20 protein-coding genes, 1 tRNA gene and 1 pseudogene are annotated in these 24,071 nt (G+C 62.9%); 9 read left to right on the top strand and 13 right to left on the bottom strand.

The genetic code is table 11. The annotated features are described in order from the left end of the window. Positions 1-13 precede the first annotated feature (13 nt). From ACZ9IL_RS19185 to rluD, 4 genes are all read right to left on the bottom strand, one after another. Entirely contained in the window at positions 14-835 is an 822-nt protein-coding gene (locus ACZ9IL_RS19185; RefSeq protein ID WP_476004895.1) for an MBL fold metallo-hydrolase, read from the bottom strand. A gap of 60 nt (positions 836-895) precedes the next feature. Next, on the bottom strand, positions 896-3,472 hold the full coding sequence (gene clpB / locus ACZ9IL_RS19180; RefSeq protein WP_476004894.1) for an ATP-dependent chaperone ClpB: 2,577 nt from the start codon (positions 3,470-3,472) through the stop codon (positions 896-898). 163 nt (positions 3,473-3,635) lie between these two features. Continuing rightward, complete coding sequence (pgeF, locus tag ACZ9IL_RS19175) at positions 3,636-4,373, bottom strand: peptidoglycan editing factor PgeF (protein WP_476004893.1); 738 nt, start codon at positions 4,371-4,373, stop codon at positions 3,636-3,638. A gap of 91 nt (positions 4,374-4,464) precedes the next feature. Further along, on the bottom strand, positions 4,465-5,445 hold the full coding sequence (rluD, locus tag ACZ9IL_RS19170; protein ID WP_476004892.1) for a 23S rRNA pseudouridine(1911/1915/1917) synthase RluD: 981 nt from the start codon (positions 5,443-5,445) through the stop codon (positions 4,465-4,467). Positions 5,446-5,561: 116 nt separating this feature from the next. Between rluD and ACZ9IL_RS19165 the strand changes: the two genes are divergently transcribed. Then, positions 5,562-6,317: an outer membrane protein assembly factor BamD gene (locus ACZ9IL_RS19165; RefSeq protein WP_476004891.1), complete on the top strand. Its 756-nt coding sequence runs from the start codon at positions 5,562-5,564 to the stop codon at positions 6,315-6,317. A 223-nt stretch (positions 6,318-6,540) separates the two neighbouring features. Here the strand turns inward: ACZ9IL_RS19165 and ACZ9IL_RS19160 are convergent, their stop codons facing one another. From ACZ9IL_RS19160 to yqhD, 6 genes are all read right to left on the bottom strand, one after another. After that, a complete protein-coding gene (locus ACZ9IL_RS19160; protein ID WP_476004890.1) occupies positions 6,541-7,869 on the bottom strand; it encodes a CoA-disulfide reductase in 1,329 nt (442 codons plus the stop codon). Positions 7,870-7,952: 83 nt separating this feature from the next. Continuing rightward, on the bottom strand, positions 7,953-9,353 hold the full coding sequence (locus tag ACZ9IL_RS19155; protein ID WP_476004889.1) for an L-cystine transporter: 1,401 nt from the start codon (positions 9,351-9,353) through the stop codon (positions 7,953-7,955). 155 nt (positions 9,354-9,508) lie between these two features. Next, entirely contained in the window at positions 9,509-10,801 is a 1,293-nt protein-coding gene (locus ACZ9IL_RS19150) for an L-cysteine desulfidase family protein (protein WP_476004888.1), read from the bottom strand. Positions 10,802-11,135: 334 nt separating this feature from the next. Continuing rightward, positions 11,136-12,620, bottom strand: a complete 1,485-nt coding sequence (pntB, locus tag ACZ9IL_RS19145) for a Re/Si-specific NAD(P)(+) transhydrogenase subunit beta (protein ID WP_476004887.1) — start codon at positions 12,618-12,620, stop codon at positions 11,136-11,138. 12 nt (positions 12,621-12,632) lie between these two features. Beyond that, entirely contained in the window at positions 12,633-14,159 is a 1,527-nt protein-coding gene (locus tag ACZ9IL_RS19140) for a Re/Si-specific NAD(P)(+) transhydrogenase subunit alpha (RefSeq protein WP_476004886.1), read from the bottom strand. 505 nt (positions 14,160-14,664) lie between these two features. Then, entirely contained in the window at positions 14,665-15,828 is a 1,164-nt protein-coding gene (gene yqhD / locus ACZ9IL_RS19135) for an alcohol dehydrogenase (RefSeq protein WP_476004885.1), read from the bottom strand. 142 nt (positions 15,829-15,970) lie between these two features. Here yqhD and ACZ9IL_RS19130 point away from each other — a divergent pair, with 142 nt between their 5' ends. Genes ACZ9IL_RS19130 through ACZ9IL_RS19120 form a run of 3 tightly spaced genes read left to right on the top strand, consistent with a single transcriptional unit; the run spans position 15,971 to position 17,634 of the window. Further along, the gene (locus tag ACZ9IL_RS19130) at positions 15,971-16,873 is read left to right on the top strand and encodes an AraC family transcriptional regulator (protein WP_476004884.1); all 903 of its coding nucleotides are present in this window, start codon (positions 15,971-15,973) and stop codon (positions 16,871-16,873) included. Positions 16,874-16,878: 5 nt separating this feature from the next. Continuing rightward, positions 16,879-17,436, top strand: a complete 558-nt coding sequence (locus tag ACZ9IL_RS19125) for a lipocalin family protein (RefSeq protein WP_476004883.1) — start codon at positions 16,879-16,881, stop codon at positions 17,434-17,436. Positions 17,437-17,475: 39 nt separating this feature from the next. Further along, positions 17,476-17,634: a hypothetical protein gene (locus ACZ9IL_RS19120; protein WP_476004882.1), complete on the top strand. Its 159-nt coding sequence runs from the start codon at positions 17,476-17,478 to the stop codon at positions 17,632-17,634. A gap of 126 nt (positions 17,635-17,760) precedes the next feature. On the opposite strand, the gene ACZ9IL_RS19115 is transcribed toward ACZ9IL_RS19120, so the two are convergent. Continuing rightward, the gene (locus ACZ9IL_RS19115) at positions 17,761-19,650 is read right to left on the bottom strand and encodes a methyl-accepting chemotaxis protein (protein WP_476004881.1); all 1,890 of its coding nucleotides are present in this window, start codon (positions 19,648-19,650) and stop codon (positions 17,761-17,763) included. Positions 19,651-19,884: 234 nt separating this feature from the next. Here ACZ9IL_RS19115 and ACZ9IL_RS19110 point away from each other — a divergent pair, with 234 nt between their 5' ends. After that, positions 19,885-20,403 carry a class IV adenylate cyclase gene (locus ACZ9IL_RS19110; protein ID WP_476004880.1) on the top strand — a complete coding sequence of 173 codons (519 nt, stop codon included), beginning with the start codon at positions 19,885-19,887 and terminating at the stop codon, positions 20,401-20,403. Between the two features lie 72 nt (positions 20,404-20,475). On the opposite strand, the pseudogene ACZ9IL_RS19105 reads toward ACZ9IL_RS19110, so the two are convergent. Together ACZ9IL_RS19105 and ACZ9IL_RS19100 are read right to left on the bottom strand one after the other, a co-directional pair. Beyond that, positions 20,476-20,571: pseudogene (locus ACZ9IL_RS19105) on the bottom strand (phosphatidylserine decarboxylase); the annotation flags it as partial. 235 nt (positions 20,572-20,806) lie between these two features. Then, positions 20,807-20,883: transfer RNA gene (locus tag ACZ9IL_RS19100), tRNA-Trp, on the bottom strand. A 201-nt stretch (positions 20,884-21,084) separates the two neighbouring features. Here ACZ9IL_RS19100 and ACZ9IL_RS19095 point away from each other — a divergent pair. From ACZ9IL_RS19095 to ACZ9IL_RS19080, 4 genes are all read left to right on the top strand, one after another. Then, entirely contained in the window at positions 21,085-21,669 is a 585-nt protein-coding gene (locus ACZ9IL_RS19095) for a hypothetical protein (RefSeq protein WP_476004878.1), read from the top strand. Between the two features lie 232 nt (positions 21,670-21,901). Further along, a complete protein-coding gene (gene pyrB, locus ACZ9IL_RS19090; protein WP_476004877.1) occupies positions 21,902-22,822 on the top strand; it encodes an aspartate carbamoyltransferase in 921 nt (306 codons plus the stop codon). Positions 22,823-22,838: 16 nt separating this feature from the next. Further along, on the top strand, positions 22,839-23,303 hold the full coding sequence (gene pyrI, locus ACZ9IL_RS19085; RefSeq protein WP_476004876.1) for an aspartate carbamoyltransferase regulatory subunit: 465 nt from the start codon (positions 22,839-22,841) through the stop codon (positions 23,301-23,303). Positions 23,304-23,504: 201 nt separating this feature from the next. Then, on the top strand, positions 23,505-23,996 hold the full coding sequence (locus ACZ9IL_RS19080; protein ID WP_476004875.1) for an arginine repressor: 492 nt from the start codon (positions 23,505-23,507) through the stop codon (positions 23,994-23,996). Positions 23,997-24,071: the final 75 nt, after the last annotated feature.

The raw sequence follows: 24,071 nt of genomic DNA, 5'->3' as shown, positions 1-24,071 counted from the left end.
CTCGATACCCCGCTCAGCAGAATCGATGTTCAAACCCCGCGCCTATGTTGATTTGCCGCGGCAACCCCGCCTTGCGCTTGCCGGTGCAGTGGCAGGCAAACAGCTGGTCCACCCCTTCTTGCACCAGATACTGACCGAGGGCCCGCGCCCGCTGCGGGCCGGAAAACTTCAGGTGCAGGCCGCCGATGATGGCGTGCACCCGCTCCTCGCCACAGACCTCCCGCGCCCGCTGCACTATGTTCTCAACACCGGCATGGCCACAGCCGATGAAGATGATGAGACCTTGTGGGCTCTTGTAAGCCAGGGCCGAATCATCGCTGATCAGATCCTTCTCCACTCGCCCGCCGCGCACTATGTAGCCGAGCAGGGAGGGTTTGGCCCGATCCCGCCGCAGTATGGATCCCAGGAACACCAACCGCTCGGACAGCCAGACCGGCTCCGCCGAGCACTGGGGGATCAGCCCCCTCGCGCGCAGCTGGGCGGGATCCAGCTCCCCCGAGAGCCGATAGAGGTTATGGCGTCGAAATGGCCAGGGCAGGAAGTAGCCCCGCTCATGGAACAGATCCGGGCAGGCGATCAGCGGGATGGGATCGGCATAGACCGGCAGGGCGCCGACACCGCCCACGTGATCGTAATGGCCGTGGGACAACACCAGGTGGGAGAGGGAGCCGAGATCCAGCCCCATCAGCTCGGCATTGGGGCGCAAGGCCTGCCCCCTGCCGCTGTCAAACAGCACCCTGAGGCCATCACACTCCAGCACCAGCGCCAACCCTCGTTCCGGCATACAGCCGGGCCTATGCACCTCGTCGTCCACCAGCACCGAGAACTTGAGCATCTCACCTCCCTGAAAAACAAAACGCAGGCACGAGGCCTGCGTTTTTCATCGATGACACCATCATGGCTGACTCATGGTGAGCCCACTGCTGTCGGCCCCCAGCAACAGCTTCTTGCCGGGGATGACCCGACCGCTGAGCAGAGCCTGGGCCAACGGGTTCTCCACCTTCTGCTGGATCGCCCGCTTGAGGGGACGCGCCCCGTAGACGGGATCGAAACCGGCATGGACCAGCTTGGTCAGCAGATCCTCGCTCACCTCCACCTCGAAGCCCTGGGACTCCAGACGGCCCATCAGGCTCTTGAGCTGGATGCGGGCGATGGACTTGATGTGATCCTCGCCAAGCGGGTGGAACACCACCGTCTCGTCGATCCGGTTGATGAACTCCGGCCGGAAGCTGCGGGTCAGCAACTCCATCAGCAGGGACTTCATCTCCTCATAGTCCTTCTCGGCATAGTGCTCCTGAATGAGATCCGAGCCGAGGTTGGAGGTCATGATGACCACCGTATTGCGGAAGTCCACGGTGCGGCCCTGACCATCGGTCAGGCGACCGTCGTCCAGCACCTGCAACAGGATGTTGAACACATCCGGGTGCGCCTTCTCCACCTCGTCCAGCAGGATCACCGAGTAGGGGCGACGGCGTACCGCCTCGGTCAAATAACCGCCCTCCTCGTAACCCACGTAGCCGGGAGGCGCCCCCACCAGACGGGCCACGCTGTGCTTCTCCATGAACTCGGACATGTCGATGCGCACCATGGCGTCCTGGGTATCGAACAGGAACTCGGCCAGCGCCTTGCACAGCTCGGTCTTGCCCACCCCGGTCGGACCGAGGAACAGGAAGGAGCCGATGGGACGGTTCGGATCGGACAACCCGGCCCGGGAGCGGCGAATCGCATTGGAGACGGCATCCACCGCCTCTTCCTGGCCGATCACCCGGCTGTGCAGCTGGTCTTCCATCCGCAGCAGCTTGTCGCGCTCCCCTTCCAGCATCCGCGCCACCGGGATCCCGGTCCAGCGCGCCAGCACATCCGCGATCTCCACGTCGGTGACCCGGTTGCGCAGCAGACTGGTCTCCTGCATCTCCGCCTGGGTAGCGAGATCGAGCTGCTTCTCCAGCTCGGGGATGCGGCCGTATTGCAGCTCTGACATGCGGGCCAGGTCGCCTGCGCGGCGCGCCACCTCCAGATCCTGACGGGCCTGCTCCAGCGCCGCCTTGATGTGCTGGGTGCCGGCGAGGGCGGCCTTCTCGGCCTTCCACACCTCTTCCAGCTCGTTGTATTCGCGCTCCTTCTCGGTCAGCTCCTGATTGAGCAGATCGAGCCGCTTGCGGCTGGCGTCGTCATCCTCTTTGAGCAGCGCCTGCTGCTCCAGCTTGAGCTGGATGATGCGCCGCTCGAGTCGGTCCAGGGACTCCGGCTTGGAGTCGATCTGCAGCCGGATGCTGGCCGCCGCCTCGTCGATGAGGTCGATGGCCTTGTCAGGCAACTGGCGATCCGCGATATAGCGATGCGACAGCTGGGCCGCCGCCACGATCGCGGGATCGGTGATCTGCACGTGGTGGTGCAGCTCATAACGTTCCTTCAGACCGCGCAGGATGGCGATGGTGTCCTCCACCGAGGGCTCCTCCACCAGCACCTTCTGGAAGCGGCGCTCGAGGGCGGCGTCTTTCTCCACGTACTGCCGATATTCATCGAGCGTGGTGGCACCGACGCAGTGCAGCTCACCGCGCGCCAGGGCGGGCTTGAGCATGTTGCCCGCATCCATGGCTCCCTCGCCCTTGCCGGCGCCGACCATGGTGTGCAGCTCGTCGACGAAGAGGATGACGTTGCCCTCCTCCTTGGCGAGATCGCTCAGCACGGCTTTCAGCCGCTCTTCAAACTCGCCGCGATACTTGGCACCGGCCACCAGAGCCCCCATGTCCAGCGACAGCACCCGCTTGTTCTTGAGCCCTTCCGGTACCTCGCCGTTGATGATGCGCTGGGCCAGCCCCTCGACGATGGCGGTCTTGCCCACACCGGGGGCACCGATCAGCACGGGGTTGTTCTTGGTCCGGCGTTGCAGCACCTGGATGGTGCGGCGGATCTCTTCATCCCGCCCGATGACGGGATCGAGCTTGCCGAGTTCGGCCCGCTCGGTGAGGTCGATGGTGTATTTCTCCAGCGCCTGGCGATTCTCCTCGGCGTTGGCGTCATCCACCTTCTTGCCGCCGCGCACCTTGTCGATGGCGGCGTCGAGTTTTTCCTTGGTCAGGCCATGGCGGCGCAGCAACTCGCCGAGCGTGCCCTTCTCGTCGAGGGCCGCCAACACGAACAGCTCGGACGAGATGAACTGATCCTTGCGCTGCTGGGCCAGCTTGTCGCAGACGTTGAGCAGCCGGCCGAGGCCGTTGGAGAGTTGTACGTCCCCCTCGACGCCGCTCACCTTGGGCAGCCGGTCGAGCTCCTCGCCGAGGCGCGAGCGCAGGGCATTGATGTCCATGCCGCACAGGGTCAGCAACGGACGAATGGAGCCGCCGTCCTGATTGAGCAGGGCGGTCATCAGATGGACGGGTTCGATAAACTGGTGATCACGGCCCAGTGCCAACGACTGGGCATCGGAAATTGCGACCTGGAACTTGCTGGTCAGGCGATCTAAACGCATCGAGCTCCCCCTTTGAAACGAGGCCGCCGCAGCGGCAACAACAGAACTTTCTGACAAGGAAGATGAGGTCTGGAGCCCGGATTTCAAGGGGAGGGGTTGTTTATTTTTCCCTCAATGGCGCCATGAGGTGAACACGCCCCCGCCAAATCGGGGGCGATATTTTTTACTCGGCAAGCCAGACGAGGGAGGCCATGCGACCGGTCTGGCCGTCGCGGCGATAGGAGTAGAAACGCTCGTCATCACCAAAGGTGCAATGCTCGCCGCCATAGACGGCGCTCACCCCGGCGCGGACCAGCCGTAGCCGGGCCAGCCGGTAGATATCCGCCAGCCACTTACCCTCGTTGGCGGAAGGCACGAAGGCCGCGATGGCCTCAGCCTGCTCGGCCACGAAGACGTCTCGCACCTCGCTCCCCACTTCGAATGCCTGTGGGCCTATGGCCGGGCCCAGCCAGGCGAGGATCTCGGCCGGTTCACAACCCATGGCTTGAATACTGACCTCCAGCACGCCGCCCTGCAGGCCGCGCCAACCGGCATGGGCGGCGGCCACCCGAGTCCCGGCGCGATCGCAAAACAGCACCGGCAGGCAGTCGGCCGTCATCACGATACAGGCCAGTCCTGCCTCGTGGGCACAAGCGGCATCGGCCTCCGGCGCCGCGTCATATTCGTTGCTGACGGGATGGACGGCGATGCCGTGCACCTGGTTGAGCCAGTTGAGCCGACCCGGAACTCCGGCGGCTTGTTGCAACAGAGCGCGGTTGGCCTCGACCCTGCTCACCTCATCGCCCACATGGGCGCCCAGGTTCAGGCCACGAAACACTCCCTCGCTGACGCCCCCGTCCCGGGTGGTCGACAGCGCCCGCACACGGGCCGGTGCGGGCCAGTCGGGTTCGATCCAGTTCATCTGCGACTCCTTCATATCCAAGAAAACGGGGCGCCTCATCAGAGGGCGCCCCGTTTGGCATGCTAGATGGGCGTTGCCAGAGCAGGCCTCATCAACCCCAGACCAGATCGTCCGGGTTGGCGAGGGTATCCGCGCGCAGCACTTCCATCAGATCCAGCATGTCTTGCGGGGTGGATGAGTGCCACTCCATGACTTCGCCGGTGATGGGGTGAGCCAGCTTCAACATGGTCGCGTGCAATGCCTGACGGTGGAAGTTGCGCAGCACCTCGGTCAGCTCCGGGGTCGCGTTGCGCAGCAGGCGCAGACGACCACCGTAGGCGGGATCCCCCACCAACGGGTGCTTGATGTGGGCCATGTGCACCCGGATCTGGTGGGTACGACCGGTCTCCAGACGCAGACGCAGACGGGTGTGGCCACGGAACTTCTCGTGCACCCGGTAGTGGGTCACGGAAGGACGGCCATTGGGTATGACAGCCATGTGGGTACGCTGGGTCGGATGACGGCCGATGGGGGCATCAACCGTACCGCCGGCGGTCATGTGACCGATGGCGATGGCCTCGTACTCACGGGTGATCTGGCGAGCCTGCAGCGCCTCCACCAGATGGGTCTGGGCCGGTACTGTCTTGGCGACCACCATCAGACCGGTGGTGTCTTTATCCAGACGGTGCACGATCCCGGCACGGGGCACCTCGGCGATGCCGGGGTAGCGGTGCAGCAGGGCGTTGAGGATGGTACCATCCGGCGTGCCGGCGCCCGGGTGAACCACCAGGCCGGCCGGCTTGTCGATCACCAGAATGTGTTCATCTTCATACACTATGTTGAGCGCGAGATCCTGAGCATCCCAACGGGTGTCATCCTCCAGCTCGACATCGATGTGTACCTGTTGTCCAGCCAGCACTTTTTCGCGCGGGGTATTGGCAACCTGACCGTCCAGGGTCACTCTGTCCTGTAAAATCCACTCCTTGATGCGGGTTCTGGAGTAGTCTGGAAACAATTCGGCCAGGGCCTGGTCGAGCCGTTGCCCGAATTGGTGATCCTGAAATTCGCCTGTCAGTTCAATATGCTGGCTCATGTATGGTCTCTTGAGCGGGGGTATCAATTCGAAATAATCCGGGTATTCTAGCTTTTCTTTTAGCCAAGCATAACGGATACTTTGCCAATTTCGTGGAAATGGACCGGATGTTGTTGATGGGAAAGAAGTCTCACCTGCTGATGTCGCTCGCCTTGATCGCTACCCTGATCACTGGTTGTTCCAGCACCAAACCCAAGGTTCCCGACGAACCGCCGGAAGTTCTGTACCAACAAGCCCGTCTCAAACTGGATACAGGTAACTACCTGAACGCCATCGAGTTGCTGGAAGCGCTGGACTCGCGTTACCCCTTCGGTGCCTACTCGAGTCAGGTGCAACTCGATCTGATCTACGCCTACTACAAACAGGATGATACCGCTCAGGCCATCGCCAATATCGACCGGTTCATTCGCCTCAATCCGGCCCACAAGAACATCGACTACGTGTTCTATATGCGTGGCCTGACCAACATGGCGGCAGATTACAACTTCTTCCAGGACTTCCTGGGGATCAACCGGGACGACAAGGACCCTTCCTACGCTCGTCAGGCGTTCCAGGACTTCAAGACCCTGTTGCAGAACTATCCCAACAGCGTCTATGCCGCCGACGCCCGTGCCCGCATGATAGGTCTGAAGACCCGTCTCGCCCGCTACGATCTGAGCGTGGCCGAGTACTACGTCAAGCGTGATGCACTGATCGCCGCCGCCAACCGCGCCAAGCTGGTGGTCGAGACCTATCCCGACACGCCCGAGACCGAGAAGGCACTGGAGATCATGGTCAACGCCTACGATACCCTGAAGATGCCGACCCTGGCCCGCCACGCCCGCGAAGTGCTGGCCAAGAACTACCCGGACAATCGCCTCGGCCGCAGCTGAGTGCAGGCATTCGTTGAATGAAAAACCGGAGCCAATGGCTCCGGTTTTTTTATGGGCGTGATCCCGTCAACTTCCTGCATGTTCGCCCCGTTTCACGGCGCGGTGCACCATCTTGGCTGGACTCCCGTATCCGCCGAGAGGGGGTATAGCCCGCAGCGTCGATAGCCACATCGCGGCGAGATCAGACCAGGCCGGGGCACGCCGGGTGCCCCGGCCAGCGAACTTATTTTGCCACGTTGCCCGCCACGTTCAGCACGTCCCAGGTGCGAGAGAAGGGCGGCGCATAGGCGAAGTCCAGCATGCCGAGCTGCTCGGTGGTCACTCCCATGGTGATGGCGACCGCCAGCGCGTCGATGCGGTGCACCGCTCCCTTGCGCCCCAGGATCTGGCCACCGAGCAGCCGCTTGCTGGCTGCCTCGTACACCAGCTTGACGTGAATGTCGGACTGGCCGGGGCAGTAATTGGTGTGGCACTTGTCCTTGATCACCACGGTGCGATAGTCGATGCCCATCGCCTTGGCTTCCTGCTCGGAGAGGCCGGTGCGACCCGCCTCCAGCCCCAGCACCTTGAGCGCCGCCGAGCCCAGGGTGCCCGGAAACGCCTGCTCGGCGCCGGCCAGGTTTTCTCCCACCATGCGGCCCAGCTTGTTGGCGATGGTGGCGAGCGGCACATAGACCTGCTGTTGCTTCACACTGTGCCAGACGCTGGCGCAATCCCCCGCCGACCAGACGTTAGGCAACGAAGTGCGACCCTGACGGTCCACCTCGATGGCGCCGTTGGCCAGCCGCGCTATGCCGGTGTCGGCCAGGAACTCGGTGTTGGGTTTGACCCCGGTGCAGACCACCACTATGTCGGCCTCGTACTCCCCCCGATCGGTGCGCACACCGGTTACCCGTCCCTCCCCCAGCAAGGCCTCGACCCGCTCGCCGAGGTGCAGGCTGACCCCCTGTTCGCGCAGCTCAGTCTCGATGTGCTGGGTGATCTCTGCGTCAAACGCATCGGGGATGACCCGCGAACCCAACTCGATGAGACGCACCTCCTTGCCCTGATGGACCAGCGCCTCCACCACCTCCAGCCCGATGAAGCCGGAGCCGATCACCACCGCCTTCTGCTTGCCGCCATCCTGCACCGCCGCCTTGAGCGCCAGTCCATCGGCCATGCGCCGCAGGCCGAACACCCCTTCCTGCTGCAGGCCGGCAATGGGGGGCATGGTTTCGCGGGCGCCGGTGGCGATCATCAGCCGATCGTAGTGATCGGTGAAACTGTCGCCGTCGTGCTCCACCCGCAAGGTCTGGGCCTTGGCATCCAGGCTCAGCACCCTATGGCCGGTCTTGACCTCAATCCCCTTGGCGGCGAACTGCTCGACGCTGAACTCGGCCATGAAGCCCGGCTCCTGGAAGTCGTCACCGACGAAATAGGGCAGACCGCAGGCACCGAAGGAGATCACCTCCGAGGCCTCATACACCACTATGTCGGCGTCTTTGGCCAGACGCCGGGCCTTGGCGGCCGCACTCATGCCGGCGGCTTCGCCACCGATGATCACAATACGCATTGCTTGACTCCTGTAACGACAGGGGAGGCAGCGCCTCCCCTTTACTATCTCAATGACCCGAGGATGAGGTTCCACGAGCGGGATCAGACCACGGCTTCCTCACCGTCCAGACTGACCTCGGCATCGCCGTTGAACACCGTCATGTCGGTCTGGCCCATCAACCGGCTGGTGACGGTGCCGGCGGTGATGGAGCCGGAGACGTTGAGGGCGGTACGGCCCATGTCGATGAGGGGCTCGATGGAGATCAGCAGCCCCGCCAGCGCCACCGGGAAGTCCAGTGCCGACAGCACGATCAGCGCCGCGAAGGTGGCACCGCCGCCCACACCGGCCACCCCGAAGGAGCTGACGGTGATGAGGGCAATCAGCGTCATGATGAAGCCGGGATCCATGGGATTGACCCCCACGGTCGGCGCTATCATCACCGCCAGCATGGCCGGGTAGATACCGGCACAGCCGTTCTGGCCGATGGTGGCACCGAAGGAGGCGGCGAAGTTGGCGATGCCATCGGGAATGCCGAGCGCCTTGGTCTGGGTCTGCACGTTCATCGGGATCGAGCCCGCGCTGGTGCGCGAGGTGAAGGCAAACGCCAGCACCGGCATGATCTTCTTCAGGAAACGCCAGGGGTTGAGGCCCACCAGGCTCACCAGCAGCAGGTGCACGCCGAACATGATGGCGATGGCCCCGTAAGACGCCATGACGAAGCTGAGCAGGTTGAGGATGTCGGCATAGTTGGAGCCGGATACCACCTTGGCCATCAACGCCAGCACGCCGTAGGGGGTGAGGCGCAGCACCAGGGTCACCATCCGCATCACGATGACGTGGGCGACGTCCATGAAGTGCCCGAAGCTGGCAAAGATTTCGGGCTTCTTGCGGGCGATGCCGGTGGCCGACAAACCGATGAAGATGGAGAAGATCACCACGGCGATGGTGGAGGTCTTGCGCGCGCCCGTCATGTCGAGGAAGGGGTTGGCCGGGATGAACTCCAGCACCATCTTGGCGAAGGACATGCTCTCGACACTGTGCAGGCTGTGATTCAGATCCGCACCACGGGCGATTTCGGCGGCGCCGACGGTGAGCCCCTCGGCGGTCAGGCCGAACAGGTTGGACATCAGAATGCCTGCCCCGGCCGCGATCATGGTGGTGAAGATCAGCACCCCTATGGTCATGGCGCTGATCTTGCCGAGCGCCGTGCCGCCATTGAGCTTGAGGATGGCCCCGATGATGGAGACCATGATCAGCGGAATGATGATCATCTGCAGCAGCTTCACATAGCCGCTGCCGACGATGTCCAGATAGTCGTTGGTCTTGACCAGCACCTCGGCGCCGGCGCCGTAGATCAGCTGCAGGGCGGCCCCGAACAGGATGCCCAGCCCCAGCCCCGAGAAGACCCGGCGGGTGAAGCTGACGTGTTTTTGCTGCAGCCGGTAGAGAAACAGCAACAACATGGCCAGGATGGCCAGATTACCGATAACGCTCAGTGTCATGACGATATTCCCCAAAAAAACCGGGACGGGCCCGCGATAATGGGACGAGTGCCGGGTATGCACACTCTTCCCTGAAAGGTGCCGCTCTGTGGCGGTCTGCCCCCCGGTTCAGCCGGGACGACAAAAAACAGGGGTGGCCGGTGCCACCCCTCATATCACTCGGCCTTGCCCTGTTGCTTGGCCCGCATGATGTTGATGATCTCGATGTCGGTGTCCAGCATCCCCCGTTTGGAGAGACGGCCCAGGTTGGCGATGGTCTGATCCACGTCGTCGGAGACGATGCCTTCGCTCTGGGGTACGTGCAGGTTGTTGATGGCCATCAGCGACGACTTGACCGCCGCCGAGGTGGAGGTGGACACCTTCATGGAGCAGGCGCTGCCTGCCCCGTCGCAAATGATACCGGACACGTCGCCAATCATGTTGTTGATGCAGTGACTGATCTGCTCGAACTGGCCCCCGAGCAGCCAGGTGATGGCGGCACCCGAGCCCATGGCGGCGGTGCTGGCGGCGCACAGGGCCGACAGCTTGTTCTGGTACATCTTGATGTAGATGGCCACCAGGTGGCTCATCACCAGCGCCCGCACCAGCTGCTCGTCGCTCGCCTTGAGGAAGCGTGCAGCAGCAACCACCGGCATGGTGGCGGCGATGCCCTGATTGCCGGAGCCGGAGTTGGACATGGCGGGCAGCATGGCACCGTCCATCCGCGCATCGGACGCGGCGGAGGAGAGGCGCATGGCGAGCGTCATCAGATCGTCGGACAGCAGCTTGCGCTCCACCTGCTCGGTCAGGATCTTGCCGATGCGCAGGCCATACCCCTGCAGCCCCTCATCCGCCAGCGCCTGGTTCATGCTGGCCGCCTCTTGAATGAAGGCGATCTCCGCGAGCGGCACCTCCAGCGCGAAGGCCACTATCTCCCGCAGGCTCATGGCGGGCTTGTCGGACTTGGCTGGCTGGATCTGCACGCCGGGGGCGCTGGCCTGCTCCATCAGCACCTCGCCATCCTTCTCCAGCAGCACGATGCGGGTATGGTCGGTGCAGATCACCACCCGGGCACTGTGGCCATCGGCCTCCGCCAGCACCTCGGCGTAGAGCACGTCCGGCACGTCCTTCACATCCACCTTGATGATCGGCAGCAGCGCCTTGGCGGCCTCCACCTGGGCCTGGCTGAGGTGCTTGAGCACCTCCAGCCCACCCTCGGGATTGCCCCCGGTGATGCCGACGGCGGCCGCCACCGGCAGGCCGATCATGCCGGTGCCGGGCACGCCCACGCCCATGCCGTTCTTGAACAGGTTGCCACTGACCCAGACGCTCAGGCGGGTCGGCTCCTGGCCCAGCAGCTTGCGGCAGTTGGCCGCCGCCAGCGCGACCGACATCGGCTCGGTGCAGCCAAGGGCCGGCACCACTTCACGCTTGAGCAGGGTTATGAAATCGGTCCATTGTGCTTTCATCTGTGGGTTCTCGTGTTCACTATGCCGCGGCAGACAGCTGCCAGTATCGGGTCGCATTTGACGGTGAGCCGGGACGCCCCTGCCACGCGTTTAACTTTAGTTGATCATAAGAGCTAATTAATCAAATAAAATTGAACGCGTTCACCTTTTGTCGTCATTATGCCTTCCAGCAGGGGCAACGTCACCGGATTGCGATCCCGATCACGGTCAGACGCCCGCCAGCGGCCTCGCTGACGGGGATCTATGCCTTTGCCATCAATGCGTTGGCTCGGATCCTGAAAAATGGGCAATAAAAAAGGAGGCCGCAGCCTCCTCTTGTCACATCCCCTGCCGCTTACAGCGCCTTGAGGATCGCCTCGACGCTGGCCTTGGCATCGCCAAACAGCATCTGGGTGTTCTCCTTGAAGAACAGCGGGTTCTGGACACCGGCATAGCCAGTGTTCATGGAGCGTTTGAAGCCGATGACGTTCTGCGCCTTCCACACTTCCAGCACCGGCATGCCGGCGATGGGGCTGCCCGGATCTTCCATGGCGGCCGGGTTGACGGTGTCGTTCGCACCGATCACCAGCACCACGTCGGTATCGCTGAAGTCCTCGTTGATCTCGTCCATTTCCAGAACTATGTCATAGGGAACCTTGGCTTCCGCCAGCAGCACGTTCATGTGACCGGGCAGACGACCCGCCACCGGGTGGATACCGAAGCGCACCTTGACGCCGCGCTCGCGCAGCTTGTGGGTGATCTCGGCGACCGGGTACTGCGCCTGCGCCACCGCCATGCCGTAGCCCGGGGTGATGATGACGGAGTGAGCATTTTTCAGCATGTCGGCCACGTCTTCGGCGTTGGTCTCGCGGTACTCACCCATCTCTTGATCGGCGGTCGAGGCCACGCCATCGGAGCCGAAGCCCCCGGCGATCACCGAGATGAAGGAGCGGTTCATCGCCTTGCACATGATGTAGGACAGGATGGCACCGGAGGAACCCACCAGGGCACCGACCACGATCAGCAGGTCGTTGGAGAGCATGAAGCCCGCCGCCGCCGCCGCCCAACCGGAGTAGGAGTTCAGCATGGAGACCACCACCGGCATGTCTGCGCCGCCGATGGAGGCGACCAGGTGCCAGCCGAACGCGAAGGCGATCAGGGTCATCAGCAGCAGTGCGAAGGTGGAACCACCGGCGTTGACGAAGTGGATCATCAGCGCAAGGGAGACCACCACCGCCAGCAGGTTCAGCTTGTGACGATGGGGCAGTTGCAGCGGCTTGGACGAGATCAGGCCACGCAGCTTGCCAAATGCCACTATGGAGCCGGTGAAGGTCACGGCACCGATGAAGACACCGAGGAACACCTCGACCAGGTGGATGTTCAGCATGGCACCGGAGAGGTGCTCAACCTGAACGACGCTGGCTGCCTGCTCGAACGCCGCCCGGGCCGCGGCCAGGGTCGCATCCAGGTTGGAGCCCACGGAGACCACCACTTCGGCCGGGGCGGACGGGTGCAAGTCGATGAAGCTGTTGAAGCCCACCAGCACCGCCGCCATGCCCACGAAGCTGTGCAGCACGGCCACCAGCTCGGGCATCTCGGTCATCTCGACCTTGAGTGCCAGCCGCACGCCGATGGCGCCGCCGATGACCATGGCCAGGATGATCCAGTGCACACCACTGGTTTCCGGATTGAACACGGTCGCGAGCAGGGCGATGGCCATCCCCGCGATACCGAACAGGTTGCCATGTTTGGCCGTTTCTTGCTTCGACAGTCCCGCGAGACTGAGGATGAAGAGCACGGCGGCAACGATATAGGATGCTGTTACCAGTCCTTGAGACACGTTAAACCCCCCTTAATCCTTACGGAACATCTTCAGCATGCGCTGAGTGACGGTGAAGCCACCGAAGATGTTGATACTGGCAATCAGCACGGCGATAAAGGCCAATACGGTGACCAGGGTCGACCCTTGCCCAATCTGCAGCAGGGCACCGACCACGATAATGCCGGAGATGGCATTGGTGACCGACATCAGCGGCGTGTGCAGGGAGTGGGAGACGTTCCACACCACGTAGTAACCGACCACACAAGACAGAATGAAGACGGTGAAGTGGGACAGGAACTCGGCAGGCGCTACCGCGGCCACCCAACCGAAGGCCGCGATGCCGAGGGCACCCCAGACGAACTTCTTGTTGGAGGGCTTGGCTTCTTCCTTCTTCGCTGCCGGTTTGGCGGCGGCCGGCTTCTGCGGCGCGGCGGAGACGGCGATAGGGGGCGGCGGGAAGGTCACGTCACCGGCCTGGATCACCGTCATGTTGCGCTGGACCACGTCCTCGAAGTCGATGGCGACCTGGCCGTCCTTCTCCTTGCACATCAGCTTCATCAGGTTGACCAGGTTGGTGCCGTAGAGCTGGGAGGATTGGGCGGGCAGGCGGCCAGGCAAGTCGGTGTAACCGATCACCTTGACGCCGTTGGGGGTCACGAACAGCTCGGTCGGCACCGTGTATTCACAGTTGCCGCCGGTCGCCGCCGCCAAGTCCACGATCACCGAACCCGGCTTCATGCTGTCCACCATCTCTTTGGTGATGAGCTTGGGAGCGGGACGGCCCGGGATCAGGGCGGTGGTGATGATGATGTCCACTTCCTTGGCCTGCTGGGCAAACAGCGCCATCTCGGCCGCGATGAACTCGTCGGACATGACCTTGGCATAACCATCGCTGGAGGCGCCATCTTCGCCGCCGAAGTCCAGCTTGAGGAATTCACCCCCCATGGACTCGATCTGCTCGGCCACTTCCAGACGGGTGTCGAAGGCACGCACTATGGCACCGAGGGAACCCGCGGTACCGATGGCGGCAAGCCCGGCCACACCGGCACCGATCACCAATACCTTGGCTGGCGGCACCTTGCCGGCGGCGGTGATCTGACCGGTGAAGAAGCGACCGAACTGGTGGGCGGCTTCGACCACGGCGCGATAGCCACCGATGTTCGCCATGGAGGAGAGGGCGTCGAGAGACTGGGCACGGGAGATCCGCGGCACCATGTCCATCGCCATCACATTGATGTTGCGCTCGGACAGTTTCTTGACCAGCTCGGGATTCTGGGCGGGCCAGATGAAGCTCACCAGAGTTGCACCATCCTTAATTTGTGCGATCTCGGCATCGGTCGGTGCGTTGACCTTGAAGATAAGGTCGGCTTGCCAGACGCTCGGCACCACGCTGGCACCGGCGGCCTCGAAGGCGGCGTCATCGAAGCTGGCCAGATGACCGGCACCGGCCTCGATGGCGACCTCGAAGCCGAGCTTTTTCAGCTGCTCGACGGTGGCCGGGGTCGCTGCGACCCGGGTCTCACCGGCGAGACTCTCTCTCGGTATTCCAATCTGCATGACTATTCCCTGATGGTTAATAAACAATCATTACCCAGTCTCTCATGTCTGACGAGACAAGGCATGACCAAAGTGCAGGTCACGGGCCCTTTGTTATGAAAATCAGCAGGCTTTACCTCAACCTCCTGTCATGGCCAGGCCCCCGCTTTTCAGGCGCGAAGGTGATTAGTATCAAATTTTGGAGTTTTATTACAACCACGCCCCCCGCACCACGAGTACAGAAATCAGCCCATCTTGGCCCATGGTCAAAAAAAACAAACTAAATTAGCGACTTATACCAGCAAAATACGCTGAAAAAAGTGATCCAACCAGTCAAAAAAAATGTTTTGCCGGCCCTCTATCTTAGCGTTTTTTGTTCTTACGAAATCTGCCGTTGGCACATCGGATGAGCTGAAGCGGGGAAAAGTAACTGTTTTGTAACGAATGGGGGGCCGCGTCCCCACCGTACGGCGGGTCGGGCCCCCTTATTCACGCCCGACTGGCGCCGGGCGTCGTGTCTCGCGCCTTACCAGGCCGCCTCATAAATATGCTTGCTCTGCACCAGGTCGATGTCGCCGTGCTCGCCGAGGGCGGTCATGCCGTGCTCCGCCAGCTTGGCCAGCAGGGTGTCGACCTGGGCATCGGCCATGCCGTAGTCCCGCAGCCGGGTCTTGATCCCCATCCGCTCGAAGAAGTCGCGGGTGGCGGCGATGGCGCCGTCGATGCGCTCTTCCTCAGTGCCGCTGCGCAGATCCCACACCCGCTCGGCGTATTGCAGCAGCTTGGCATGCTTCTGCTCGCGCTTGGCTTGCAGCAGGGCCGGCAACACCACCGCCAGGGTCTGGGCATGGTCGAGGCCGTGCAGGGCGGTGAGTTCATGACCCAGCATGTGGGTCGCCCAGTCCTGCGGCACGCCGGCCCCGATCAGACCGTTCAGCGCCAGGGTGGCACTCCACATGATGTTGGCGCGCACGTCGTAGTTCTCCGGCTCCACCAGCGCCTTGGGGCCCTCTTCGGCCAGGGTCAGCAACAGCCCCTCGGCGAAGCGATCCTGCACCTTGGCATTGACCGGGTAGGTGAGGTACTGCTCCAGGGTATGGATGAAGGCATCCACCACCCCGTTCGCCACCTGACGGGCCGGCAGGGTGTAGGTCAGCACCGGATCCAGCACGGCGAAGCGCGGCATCACGAAGGGGGAGAAGAAGTGCTGCTTGTCACCACTGCTCTTGCGGGTGATGACGGCGCCCATGTTCATCTCGGAGCCGGTGGCCGGCAGGGTCAGCACGGCGCCAAGCGGGATGGCGGAGGCCACCTCACCACCGACGGTCTCGAGGATGTGCCAAGGGTCTTTGGCCAGATCGTAGTGGGCGGCGGCGGCGATGAACTTGGTGCCATCCAGCACCGAGCCACCACCGACGGCGAGCAGGAAGTCGATCTGCTCGGCGCGGGCCAGCTCGACGGCTCCCATCAGGGTCTCGTAGGTGGGGTTCGGTTCGATGCCGCCGAATTCGAACAGGCTCATACCTGCCAGTTCGCTGCGGATCTGGGCCAACAGGCCGCTGCGTACCACGCTGCCACCGCCGTAGGTGATCAGGATGCGGGCGTCGTGGGGAAGCTGTTCACGCAGCTGGGCCACCTGGCCCTTGCCGAACAGCACCTTGGTCGGGGTGTGCAGAGTGAAATTGTGCATCGCTATTACCTTCATGATGACGGGGCGGCTTGGCCGCAAAATGTTGATTGCATTTTTCTACAGACAACCTCTACCATCAAGGCAACATTCTGCACATTGCTTGCCTATTTCTACAAAACGGTAAATTTCACCCGGAGCGCACATGACCAACCGCTACGCCGAACTCGCCGCCAGACTGACCCGCCACGTGCGCGAGCCCGGCATCACCGCCTCCCCGGTGGAGCAGGTGAGTCTGATCTACACCACCGAGTATCACGGCCGCACCCCGGTACTCTACCAGCCGCGGATGATAGTGATATTGCAGGGCCACAAGGTGGGCTATCTGGCGGATCAGGTGTTTCGCTACGATCCCAGCCACTACCTGCTGATGACGCTGCCGCTGCCGTGCGAGTGCGAGTGTTTCGCCTCCCCCGAGCAGCCGCTCATCGGTTTCACCCTCGAGATCAACGTCGCCACCCTGCAGGAGCTGCTGCTGGAGCTGGGGGACAGCCTGCCCGCCCCGCCGCCCCAGAAGAGCGGGGTGCACTCGGTGCCGCTCTCCGAGCAGATGTTCTGCGCCGCCGAACGGCTCATCGATCTGATGGACAAGCCCCAGCACGCCAGGGTGCTGGGGCCGCAGACGGTGCGGGAGATGCTGTTCTACGCCCTGCACGAGGGCGGTGGACCGGCGCTGCAGGCGCTGGCCAACCGCCACAACCACATGGGCCAGATTGCCCGGGTGCTGCGGCTCATCGAGCAGCGCTATGCCGACACCCTGACCATGGAGGAGCTGGCGCGGGAGGTGAACATGAGCGTCTCCGCCTTCCACCACCACTTCAAGGCGGTCACCGCCACCTCGCCGCTGCAATACATCAAGTCGTTCCGGCTGCACAAGGCACGGATGATGATGCTGCACGACGGCATCAAGGCCGGCACGGCGGCGGCGCGGGTCGGCTACGAGAGCGGCTCCCAGTTCAGCCGGGAGTACAAGCGCTTCTTCGGCAGCACCCCCACGGATCAGGCCTCCCGCTTTCGGGACGGTCAGCTCAGCATCATGGAAGGCTAGCCCTCATGCGTTCACTGCTCTGCCTGCTCACCGCCTGGCTGCTGACGGCCTGCACCGGCCTCGCCGACGGCATCCGCCCCGTCACCGGCTTCCAGCTCGACCGCTACCTTGGCACCTGGTACGAAATCGCGCGCCTCGACCACAGCTTCGAACGGGGGCTGGAGCAGGTGAGCGCCACCTACAGCCCCCGTGGCGATGGTGGTGTCAGGGTGCTCAACCGCGGCCTTCAGCGCGATGGCAGCTGGCGCGAGGCCGAAGGCAGGGCCTACTTCGTGGGCAACCCGGACGAGGCGCGGCTCAAAGTGAGCTTCTTCGGCCCCTTCTATGGCGGCTACAACGTCATTGACCTCGACCCCGACTACCAGCTCTCCCTGGTGACCAGCTACAACCGCGACTACCTCTGGATCCTCTCCCGCTCCCCCAATCCGCCCAAGGCCAAGGTGGATACCCTGGTGGCCAGGGCCAAGGTGCTGGGATTTGCCACCGACAAGCTCATCTGGGTCGATCAGGAACGGGGAGCGGATCTTCCGGGCGGCGCTCCCCTGCACGGGAGCACGCCATGACCCTCTTCCTGGACTGACCGTCGGTCGGTTCCCCTGTTCGTGCAATATCGGCCGTTTTATCGTCTGCCTGCCGAGCCCGAGGCGGCCGAGGCCTTCCTGCGCGCACGCGGCAGCAGTCGGCGCTGTTTAGTAGCCAAGAACGGACGCCACGGCTCTCGCCGGGATCTCGAGCTCGGCAGCGACAGCCAGCCGCGCTGAGGCCATTTCGTCCCGTCAGCGCGCCTGATGTCGGTCAATATTCATGCGATGCATGGATTTCCCATATCTATTCGCACCATTGATAAAGGCGGCCTGAGCCGCCTTTATCATCGTCGTGGCCCGCCGTCAGAGCCGGAAGCGGCCGATCTCCTGCTCCAGTCGCTCGGTCAGCATCTTGAGGGTGGCGGCCTGACTCGCCTCCTCCCTCGCCTGTTCCGCCAGCGCCTGGGAGACGTAGCGGATGTTCTCGGTGTTGCGGCTGATCTCGCCGGTGACCGAGGTCTGCTCCTCCGCCGCCGCCGCAATCTGGGTCGCCATGTCGCTGATGGCACCGATGGCCTCGTTGATCTGGCCGAGGCTCAGGTTCGCCGCCTGGGCATCCTCCACGCTGGTGCCCGCCAGCTGGCGGCTGCTCTCCATGCCGTTGACGGCGCGTCTGGTGGTCTGCTGCAGGGTCTCGATCATCTGCTGGATCTCGGCGGTGGAGTCGTGGGTGCGGCGCGACAGCACCCGCACCTCGTCCGCCACCACCGCGAAGCCACGGCCCTGCTCCCCGGCCCGGGCCGCCTCGATGGCGGCGTTGAGCGCCAGCAGGTTGGTCTGCTCGGCGATGCCGCTGATGGTCGCCAGGATGCCGCTGATCTTCTGGGCATGGGTGTCCAGCTCGTGGATGGTCTGGCTGGCATCGGCCACCTCCTCCGCAAGGCCGGTGATGCTGCGCTGGCTCTGGCCGACCTGGGACTGGCCGGCGACGGCGAGCTTGACCGCCTCCCCCGAGGTGGTGGCGGCGAACTCGGCGTTGCCGGCGATCTCCTGGGTGGCGGAGGCCATCTCGGTCACCGCGGTCGCCACCATGACGATCTCGTCCTGTTGCTGGCGCACCCGCTGACTGCGCGCCTCGGCGCCGCTCGCCTGCTCCCTGGACTGGGCCGCCAGCTCGGCGGTGACGTCCCGCAGGCGGCTGACGATGCCGTGCAGCCTGGCCACGAACTGGTTGAAACTCTGGGCCAGCTGGCCCACCTCGTCCCGGCTGCGGGTGGCGATCTGCACCGTGAGATCCCCCTCGCCGTGGGCGATATTGGCCAGCGCCTTCGACACTCGGCCGAGATCGGCGAACAGGTAGTTGAAGGTGGCGATGAGCAGGGCGCTGAACACCAGCATCAACACCAGGGTCAGCCCCACCAGCTGCCACAGCAGGGTGGCGAAGGGCGCTTCCAGCACGTCCTTGTACATCACCATGGCGAGCAGCCAGTCGGTGCCGGGCACTCCCTGCACCGACAGCAGCACGTCACGTCCACCGATGGTGGCGGCGTGCAGCTCCCCATCCCGGCTCCAGCCGTCCAGACTCGCGCCAGAGAGGCCGAGATCCAGCTCGGCCAGCTGCTTGAGGGCCAGCTCCTTCTGCGGGTGGCCGACGATGAGACCGGATCTGTCCAGCAGCATGGCGTAGCCCTCCCCCTGCACCTTCATGGCCAGCACCTCGTCGATGAGGGCATCCAGGGAGAGATCCGCACCGGCGGTGCCGATCACCTGGCTCTGGTGCAGCACCGGCTCGGCCAGGGTCACCACCAGCTGCTGCATGGTCACGCTGACGTAGGGGGCGGTGACGATGAGCCCGCCCGCCTTGAGAGCATCTTGATACCAGGGACGCTGGCGCGGATCGTAGTTGGCGGTGTTGAGGGAGGGATCGTGGCGGGTCATCTCCCCCTGCGCCGAGCCGAAGTAGGTGAGGCCGAAGCCGCCGGAGGTGCGGGTCTGCAGCAGATGGGGCACCAGGGTCGCCTCCGGGTTGTCGGCGATCACGGCGGCCAGGGCATCGACCGCGTGCTTGCGGTCCGCCATCCAGTTGCCGATGGCCAGCGCATGGGCATGGCCATAGTTGGCAGCCTCGCTCTGGATGGCCGCCAGGGTACGGGACTTGAGGGTGTGGAAGGCAACCACACCGAGCAGGGCCGCCATCAACAGCACCGCCCCCAGGCTGGTCGCCAGCAGCTTGCCGCGCAACGAGAGTGTCATGACTACAGATCCTTGTGGTGACTGGAGGCCAAGAGAGTCCCCATACTGAACAAGGCTATCGGCGCCATCGCCCCCTGACTTTAGTTAATCCGATTAATTTCGCGCGTCCTGACAACAGGACGTGCTGCCAGTCACGAAAACGACAGAAACCTCGACTGCCGCCGCCCTCGCATACCGCCTTGGCCGGCCACATTCGTGATAGGTTGGACGGCCATCGTCCTCAAGGAGACTCCCATGCCCCGAAATATCGAGATCAAGGCCAGGATCGCGCACCTCGATGCCCTGCTCCCCAAGGTGGCCGCCATCGCCGATGGGGATCCCGTCGAGATAGCGCAGGATGACACCTTCTTTCGCTGCGACGCCGGTCGCCTCAAGCTGCGCACTCTCTCCCCCAGTGCTGGCGAGCTTATCTTCTACCGCCGCGCCGATCAGCAGGGTCCCAAGGAGAGCTTCTACCACCTGACCCCGACGAGCGAGCCGGACCGATTGCGGGAGACCCTCAGCCTGGCCTGTGGCCAGACCGGCAGGGTGCAGAAGACGCGAACCCTGTTGCTGGTCGGCAGGACCCGGATCCACCTCGATAGAGTGGAGGGGCTGGGTCACTTCCTCGAACTGGAGGTGGTGCTGGAGGATGACGAGCCGCTCGAGGCGGGCATACGGGAGGCTCACGACATCATGGCGCGTCTCGGGGTGGACCCCTCCCGACTGATCGAAGGCGCCTACCTGGATCTGCTGCTCCGGCAGCGGGCCTGAATGCAAGGAGGCCGCCCAGAGGCGGCCTCAGTCTATGGCTGGCGGGCTCCTACTTCACCCGGGCCAGGGCGGTGTTGAGCCGCCGAAGTGGAACATGCCGAGCTGATCCCCCTTCTTCACCCTGTCCCCCGCCTTCACCGTGATGTCGCAGCTAGACACCTCCGCCATGGCACGGCGCAGCCCATGTGATCCAGCACAGGGCGGCGGATGGCTCGATTGCCAGAAACGACTGTGTGAAACGACCTGACAGCGACCAGCGCAGCGGGAGCACGACAACGCCTTGATGGGTAAGGGATAGCGAGCAAGGGTTGGCGGAGTTATTGGCCGGGGAGACCGTTCGGGAAGCAAAAACCGGAGAGCGGAAATGCGAAAGGCCAGCTCAATGAGCTGGCCTTTCTGAAAATGGCAGGGGCGGCAGGACTCGAACCCGCAACCATCGGTTTTGGAGACCGCTGTTCTACCAATTGGAACTACGCCCCTGCAACAAACGAGGCGAATTATACAAAGCCGGGATCAAAGGTAAAGGCTTTTTTCGCACTTTCGATGCGATTGCACAAATTACGAGCAGATCCTGCCAATTCATGCAGCCGCCCGGGGTAACTTGCTGTATTTACAGCCTTGCCCGGGTAGGAAAGTCTCAGGAATAGGGGTAGGGTGGATCCAGGCAAGAGGAGGCTGCTCATGCTCAATTATCGCTTACTTCAACAACTTGCACCGCTCAACTTCAGGGATGAGAGCAAAACTGAGTCCCTGCCAGACTATCTCGATCGGGTCGCTCCTCTGGTGCCCTCCATTCCCCCCAGCGTGCTTGCCCAGTGGATGTACCGCCATTGGCGCGGTTTTGAGTCCAACTGGAGCTTTATCGATCTCGCCAGCCACCGCTTCGAGGCCGAAAGCTGGAGCACCGAGCAGGTCGTGAGCCAGATTGGCTCCCGCCACATGGAGGTGATCGAACGCTGGGGCGAGATGCTGCGCCACAATCGCTACGTGCGCCGCTCCTGGCTCGGCGAGAAGATGCTGAGCCTGGGCACCTGGTCCGAGCCCATCATAGTGCTCGAACCCGGACCCGATGGTTGCTACCCGGACGGCCAACCCCTGCCCTGCCCCTTTTGCCTGCTGGAAGGACACCACCGACTCGGCTATCTGCGCAGCATGGCGCAAGACGGGCTACCGCTGCAGGATCGGCACCAGCTGTGGGTTTGCCGACCCATTCGCGACAGGCAAACGTTTTTTTGCCGAAAAAGTACCTCTGAAATAAATTTTTGACAATTCCAAAAGCGACTCTATAATCTGTCCGGTTTTGAAAAAGGTCGGGACAGGACGATGCAGTTTTTGATGGAAAAAACAGCCTTGCAGACGGGTGGAGCGCACCAGAGCGGCCCCGTTGTTTCCGGTTTCCGACCCACAGATCCCCAGTTATTTTTAAAAAGAGCCCCTGTTTCAGGGGCTTTTTTTTGTGCCCTAAAAACCCGTATCAACGCCAAAGGGAATGCAGACGATGACCAATCCACTCTATAACAAACACGTCATCTCCATCTCGGATCTGACCCGGTCCGACATGGAACTGGTGGTCGCCACCGCTCAGCGGCTGAAGGCCGAACCCGACACTCGCCTGCTGAAAGACAAGCTGGTTGCCAGCTGCTTCTTCGAGGCCTCCACCCGTACCCGCCTCTCGTTCGAGACCGCGGTGCAGCGCCTTGGCGGCAACATCATCGGCTTCGCCGACGGCGGCAACACCAGCGCCAAGAAGGGCGAGACCCTGGCCGACTCCATCAAGATCATCGGCTCCTACACCGACGCCGTGGTGATGCGCCACCCGAAGGAGGGCGCCGCCCGCCTCGCCTCCGAGTTCTCCCGGGTGCCGGTCATCAACGGTGGCGACGGATCCAACCAGCATCCGACCCAGACCCTGCTCGACCTCTTCTCCATCTATGAGACCCAAGGACACCTCGATGGCCTCAACGTCGCCTTCGTCGGCGACCTCAAGTACGGCCGCACCGTCCATTCCCTGGCCCAGGCCCTGAGCCTGTTCAACTGCCGCTTCTTCTTCATCTCCCCCGAGGCGCTGGCGATGCCGGACTACCTGTGCGAGGAGCTGGAGGAGAAAGGCATCCAGTTCAGCGTGCACGAGACCATGGAAGAGGTGATGCCGGAGCTCGACATCCTCTACATGACCCGGGTCCAGAAGGAGCGCTTCGACGAGACCGAATACAAACACATGGCCGCCAAGTTCGTGCTGGAGCTGAGCACCCTGGAAGGGGCCAAGCCGACCATGAAGATCCTGCACCCCCTGCCCCGCGTCGACGAGATCGAGGTGGCGGTCGACAAGACCCCGCACGCCTACTACTTCCAGCAGGCGGAGAACGGAGTCTATGCGCGCCAGGCACTGCTGGCACTGGTACTGAACGAAACCGTATAAGGGAAAGGGGAACATCATGTCCGACAAGAACCAACTGCAAGTCGAAGCCATCCGTCACGGCTCCGTCATCGACCACGTCCCCGCCGGCCAGGGCATCAAGATCCTCAAGCTGTTCCAGCTGATCGAGACCCAGGAACGCATCACCGTCGGCTTCAACCTGAAATCCGGCGCGCTGGGCAAGAAGGATCTCATCAAGATCGAGAACACCCGCCTCACCGAGCAGCAGGCGAACCAGCTCGCGCTGTTCGCCCCCAAGGCCACCGTCAACATCATCGAAGACTTCGTGGTGGTGAAGAAACATCAACTGGCACTGCCGGAGTTCATCGCCGGGGTATTCCACTGCCCGAACTCCAACTGCATCTCCCACAACGAGCCGGTGGACAGCTACTTCCGGGTGCGCGAGGTGAAGGGTACGGTACGCATGAAGTGCAAATATTGTGAGAAGTCCTTCACCCAGGACATCGTCAGCGAACGTTATTGATAGTCGATTGGGCCCTATCGGGCCCAATTTTGACCCCTGTCACATCACTTATTTCTCCTTTGGTTATAATTTGCCATCTCATAACGGCTATACATCGCTCATCACCTGCCTCACGCCTCACCATTAGAATTTTTTACTGCAAAACACCTGATTGGCAGAGTTAATAGCGATAGCCATTGGTTATCATCAAAGGATATTTCCGTGGTCAAGACCCTCAGTCGCCCCGTTGAACAAGAGTCCGACCTGGCCCAGCTCGATGCCTGCCGCCAGATCATCGGCCAGCACTGTTACAGCACCCAGGAAGAGATCCGCCGCGAGCTGGCGGTGCGGGGTTTTGCCGACATCAGCCAATCCACCATCTCCCGCCTGCTGCGCCGTCTCGGCGTGGCCAAGGCCCAGAATGCCAACGGCAAGAAGGTCTACACGTTAGTAGACGACCAGTTGGAACCCTCCGGCAGCACCCGCTCGGTGCACGACATGGTGCGCGGCGTGGTGCACAACCAGCAGATGGTGCTGGTGCACACCACCCCGGGCGCCGCCACCGTGGTGGCCCGTCTGCTGGATCGCAATGCCGATCCCGAGATCCTGGGGGCCGTGGCCGGCAACGACGTGGTGCTGATCGCCCCGCGCCACATCAGCCGTACCCGTCAGGCCCACGCCGCCGTGGTGCGCACCCTGGCGCAGGCGCGCTGAGCCTTCTCCCGCAATGAAAAAGGCGACCCCGGGGTCGCCTTTTTGTTGTCCTGCATTTCGTTGTCGCTCTTCACC

It is taken from the genome of Aeromonas sp. TECH754, from assembly GCF_056279295.1.
This window is presented reverse-complemented; position numbering and strand designations above follow the sequence as displayed.

What these genes read in the sequence shown, in the direction of transcription:
- ACZ9IL_RS19185 (WP_476004895.1), bottom strand. Translation starts at nt 835, where the DNA reads ATGCTCAAGTTCTCGGTGCTGGTGGACGACGAGGTGCATAGGCCCGGC.
- clpB (WP_476004894.1), bottom strand. Translation starts at nt 3,472, where the DNA reads ATGCGTTTAGATCGCCTGACCAGCAAGTTCCAGGTCGCAATTTCCGAT.
- pgeF (WP_476004893.1), bottom strand. Translation starts at nt 4,373, where the DNA reads ATGAACTGGATCGAACCCGACTGGCCCGCACCGGCCCGTGTGCGGGCG.
- rluD (WP_476004892.1), bottom strand. Translation starts at nt 5,445, where the DNA reads ATGAGCCAGCATATTGAACTGACAGGCGAATTTCAGGATCACCAATTC.
- ACZ9IL_RS19165 (WP_476004891.1), top strand. Translation starts at nt 5,562, where the DNA reads ATGGGAAAGAAGTCTCACCTGCTGATGTCGCTCGCCTTGATCGCTACC.
- ACZ9IL_RS19160 (WP_476004890.1), bottom strand. Translation starts at nt 7,869, where the DNA reads ATGCGTATTGTGATCATCGGTGGCGAAGCCGCCGGCATGAGTGCGGCC.
- ACZ9IL_RS19155 (WP_476004889.1), bottom strand. Translation starts at nt 9,353, where the DNA reads ATGACACTGAGCGTTATCGGTAATCTGGCCATCCTGGCCATGTTGTTG.
- ACZ9IL_RS19150 (WP_476004888.1), bottom strand. Translation starts at nt 10,801, where the DNA reads ATGAAAGCACAATGGACCGATTTCATAACCCTGCTCAAGCGTGAAGTG.
- ACZ9IL_RS19140 (WP_476004886.1), bottom strand. Translation starts at nt 14,159, where the DNA reads ATGCAGATTGGAATACCGAGAGAGAGTCTCGCCGGTGAGACCCGGGTC.
- yqhD (WP_476004885.1), bottom strand. Translation starts at nt 15,828, where the DNA reads ATGCACAATTTCACTCTGCACACCCCGACCAAGGTGCTGTTCGGCAAG.
- ACZ9IL_RS19130 (WP_476004884.1), top strand. Translation starts at nt 15,971, where the DNA reads ATGACCAACCGCTACGCCGAACTCGCCGCCAGACTGACCCGCCACGTG.
- ACZ9IL_RS19125 (WP_476004883.1), top strand. Translation starts at nt 16,879, where the DNA reads ATGCGTTCACTGCTCTGCCTGCTCACCGCCTGGCTGCTGACGGCCTGC.
- ACZ9IL_RS19115 (WP_476004881.1), bottom strand. Translation starts at nt 19,650, where the DNA reads ATGACACTCTCGTTGCGCGGCAAGCTGCTGGCGACCAGCCTGGGGGCG.
- ACZ9IL_RS19110 (WP_476004880.1), top strand. Translation starts at nt 19,885, where the DNA reads ATGCCCCGAAATATCGAGATCAAGGCCAGGATCGCGCACCTCGATGCC.
- ACZ9IL_RS19095 (WP_476004878.1), top strand. Translation starts at nt 21,085, where the DNA reads ATGCTCAATTATCGCTTACTTCAACAACTTGCACCGCTCAACTTCAGG.
- pyrB (WP_476004877.1), top strand. Translation starts at nt 21,902, where the DNA reads ATGACCAATCCACTCTATAACAAACACGTCATCTCCATCTCGGATCTG.
- pyrI (WP_476004876.1), top strand. Translation starts at nt 22,839, where the DNA reads ATGTCCGACAAGAACCAACTGCAAGTCGAAGCCATCCGTCACGGCTCC.